Here is a 3744-nt window from a genome sequence, read left to right on the forward strand (position 1 = left end):
ATCATTCACGCAGCTTCACGTTACGGGGTTAGCTCATACTGAACTCCTTCCGTGCCTCTGCAGCACACTCTCGTCGATGAAGACGAGACGGTCCGGATCAAGCCGATGCTGATGGGTCTTCCACCGCATCCGGAACCGGGCCACCTTCGGGCGGTCTTGCTCGCTTGCCACCAGCGTTTTTTTTGAAGGTCTTGCCTTCGCTGCGCAGAAAGCGCCAGACGGTGTCGTGAGACACGTTGATCCCCGCAGCCTTCAGGTCCGCCGACAGTGCGCGCACCGTCCAGTCGGACTTGACTTGTAGCCGCTGACGCACGGCGTCGGCGGCCGCACCCCTCAGTGTCGGTTTGACATAGCCGCCGATCTTCGCCGGCGCCAGGCCTTTACCTGAACGATCGAGCTGTCCGATCCGTACCGCTGTCGCAGCCGATATGCCGAACCGCTCCGCTGCGGCGCGAACCGTCATGCCATCATTCAACGCTGTAGCAATGCGCGTTCGCAAATCCAGAGAAAGAGGTCGCACCATCATCGCTGGCCTCCACACCAGCAATGACCTTGAATCACAAAATCAAAGACAAGGGAATCTCCGCACGATTCCGATTAGCGCTGACAGACTCTAGGACTCTGCCGGTCAAAGGCGGCCCCCTACAATCACCGGCAGGTAAGTGGCGAGGGCGGCTCCGTTATCCAAGGGGTCCAGAGAACACCTGCGCGCCAAACACTGAAAAGACGTTGTTCCGGCCGACGTGTTCAGCTGACGTGTCCTGGTCCAACAGGTGGCCAAACCGATCGCGCTTTGTCTTAAGATAAGTGATGTTGGACGCGCTAGATGCGGCGATCAGACTCTGGCGAGACGACACGATGACGCCTGACGTTCGCAGCGCCTCTATTTTTGTAGGATTGTTGGTCAGAAGCCGAACGCTGCCGATACCGAGGTCGCGGATGATATCCGCCGCTGCGTTATATTCGCGGGAATCAGATGCGAAGCCGAGTTCCCGATTTGCCTCAAGAGTATCACGACCATGATCCTGCAGGCTGTAAGCCGCAATTTTGTTTCCTAAGCCAATGCCACGCCCCTCTTGCCCACGCATGTAGATCACGCAACCAGCGCCCGCTAACTGGACCGCCCGAAGAGCCATTTCGAGCTGTTGACCGCAGTCGCATCGCATGGACCGGAACGCCTCACCTGTCAGACATTCAGAATGCACCCGTACCAGAACGTCTTCCTTCTCGCACAACTCGCCAAGTGTCAAAGCTAAGTGTTCCGTTCCCGTCAAACTATCGCGATAAGCAATTGCCTTGAAATCCCCAAACCGCGTTGGCATAAAGGACTGCGCGTAACGCTTTACCCTCGTATCACGACTCCTGCAGTACTCAATCAAAGCGTCGATCGTTACTATGTGCAGGCCATGTTCGATTGCGAACTTCTCGAGATCTGGCAGTCGAGACATGGTTCCGTCGTCATTGGCGATCTCGCAGATTACGCCAGCCGGCGCCAGGCCGGCAAGTCGTGCAAGATCCACGGCAGCTTCGGTGTGGCCAGGACGGCCCAGGACACCGAGACGATTTGCACGCAAAGGAAAAATGTGACCCGGTCGCGATAAGTCTTCCGGCCGCGTCTGCGGATCGATGAGCGACTTGACGGTTGCTGCTCGATCTTCGGCTGAAATCCCTGTCGTTGTGCCGTGTTTGCAATCGACGGAAACGGTAAATGCCGTCTGCAGTGAGTCCGAATTACGTGTGACCATCAGGGGGATCTCGAGTTTGTCGAGACGTTCGGCTGGAAGTGGCACGCAGATAAGGCCTCTCGCATATTTCATCATGAAAGCGATGTGCTCAGCTGTTATTTTTTCGGCAGCAACGACTAGGTCGCCTTCATTCTCCCGGTTTTCGTCGTCGACCACGATAACCATCTCGCCCGCTTCGATCGCCTCGATCGCCTCATCTATGCTCGAAAAAGACATGGAATCCTCCTCCTTATTATGGGCTGACGGCGCGACGCGCGGCATCGAGCTCTCTGTCGACAAGCGCGCGCAGGTTCTCAGAAAGAGCATCGTTCTGAAAATCTTCATCGAGAGCGAAAATGAAACGGCTATGTATTTGCGCTTCGAAAAAGTCGAATAAGGCTTCCATCGAGGCTTCGACGAGCGGCTTGTGACTCGATGCTTTACCGGTTGCAAAAGGGATCACATAGCGGCCCTTAAGCGCTTTCATGTCGACAAGGTCGAATAAATGCTTCAGCAACCCAGTGTAAGATGCTTTGTAGACCGGACTACCAACAACTAGCACGTCACTAGCCAAAATATCGTTGAGTGCCGCTTTAACAATCTCAGCGGCGCTGGAGGGCAACACTGTTGCCCCAAGGTGCGGATGAAGGTCGACAAGGTCCCAGCAGCTTGCTTCGTTGCCGGACGCGCGCACCCGATCCACCATGAAGTCTGCTACGGCCCGGGTTTTCGAGGGGCGCGATAAATTCCCCGTTATCACAACAACTTTCATGTCACAGGACTCCCAACATTCTCGCATAAGACAATCTTACAATTTTCACTCACACCGCAATGGAGGTCGTTGAGGACCCGTGGGGGCAAAAATAGTCCTGCGGTGTCCTGAGCCCTCACAACCCGTAATTTCCCAACCTCGAAGGCTGGATTGCTTCGCAGAAGTCTTCTGTCTCGTACGACTTTATTCTCTCAATGGGTGGGCTCGCCGTGCAAACGCACCTACTGTCTGCAATCCCTGCCGCTTTTACCGACCCAGCACGTTTGCGTTAGAACCTCCTGGACACGGAATGAGGCGTTGCCGCTTGATATACGGTCGCCGTGGCTCCACCTCAGTTACGACAGGTAGTATCCCGGTCACTTACGGGAACTCTGGTGAGCTTGCCTTCGATGGATCATGGGCGAGCCAAGGTGCCGCATGCGATACCCATACGTTTGACATCGGCACACTTCCAGGATCGGTATCGAACGTGCCGGCTCTAACGACTTTGAGCTCCGGGCTGGCCGGCCGCTCCGCATAAACGTGCGAGCCACATACCGAACAAAACCACCGCAGCTTTCCAGGCGTCGATTCGAAGCTATGAAGCGTATCTTGGCCTGTAAGGATCTTGAAGTGCTCGCTTTTCACCTTCGCAGCGGTATTGTGATCAGCGGCGTGTGACTTCCGGCATGTTTGACAGAAGCAATTCCACATGGGTCCATCAATTTCCTGAACCTGGTACGTAACCGCTTTGCATTGGCATGATCCGAAGATTGGCATCGGGTATCCTTTCACTGATTCATTACGTTGATTTCAAATTTCTCGTCGCCGCTAAGCCAGCGTTTGATGTTGCGCGCAGCCTGGCGGATGCGGTGTTCGTTCTCGACGAGCGCCAGACGGACGTAGTCGTCGCCCATTTCGCCGAAGCCGATACCCGGTGCAACGGCGACGTCGGCCTTCTCGACCAGCAGCTTGGAAAACTCCAGCGAACCGAGATGACGGAACTTTTCCGGGATCTTCGCCCAGGCGAACATGGTGGCGGCCGGCGGCGGCACGTCGAAGCCGGCCTTGCCGAAGCTTTCGACCATGACGTCGCGACGACGCTTGTAGACGTTGCGAACCTCCGCAATGTCGGAACCGTCGCCGTTCAGCGCATGGGTCGCGGCCACCTGGATCGGCGTGAAGGCGCCGTAGTCGAGATAGGACTTGACGCGGGTGAGCGCCGCGATCAGCCGCTCGTTGCCGACGGCAAAGCCCATGCGCCAGCCG

5 protein-coding genes are annotated in these 3744 nt (G+C 56.3%); all 5 read right to left on the bottom strand.

Annotation, left to right across the window (positions count from 1 at the left end):
• Positions 1-97: 97 nt before the first annotated feature.
• The gene (locus ATY29_RS34895) at positions 98-526 is read right to left on the bottom strand and encodes a hypothetical protein (RefSeq protein ID WP_009982425.1); all 429 of its coding nucleotides are present in this window, start codon (positions 524-526) and stop codon (positions 98-100) included.
• A 154-nt stretch (positions 527-680) separates the two neighbouring features.
• On the bottom strand, positions 681-1961 hold the full coding sequence (locus ATY29_RS34900; RefSeq protein WP_037145498.1) for a bifunctional 3,4-dihydroxy-2-butanone-4-phosphate synthase/GTP cyclohydrolase II: 1281 nt from the start codon (positions 1959-1961) through the stop codon (positions 681-683).
• A gap of 16 nt (positions 1962-1977) precedes the next feature.
• Complete coding sequence (locus ATY29_RS34905; RefSeq protein ID WP_004671524.1) at positions 1978-2496, bottom strand: NAD(P)H-dependent oxidoreductase; 519 nt, start codon at positions 2494-2496, stop codon at positions 1978-1980.
• A gap of 360 nt (positions 2497-2856) precedes the next feature.
• Positions 2857-3255, bottom strand: a complete 399-nt coding sequence (locus tag ATY29_RS34910; protein ID WP_009987854.1) for a GFA family protein — start codon at positions 3253-3255, stop codon at positions 2857-2859.
• 11 nt (positions 3256-3266) lie between these two features.
• Positions 3267-3744: aminotransferase class I/II-fold pyridoxal phosphate-dependent enzyme (locus tag ATY29_RS34915; protein ID WP_133118227.1), on the bottom strand; the 478-nt coding region annotated here is incomplete at its 5' end.

Origin of the sequence: Rhizobium hidalgonense, assembly GCF_002914525.1 — a bacterium.
In the GTDB taxonomy this organism is placed as follows: domain Bacteria; phylum Pseudomonadota; class Alphaproteobacteria; order Rhizobiales; family Rhizobiaceae; genus Rhizobium; species Rhizobium hidalgonense.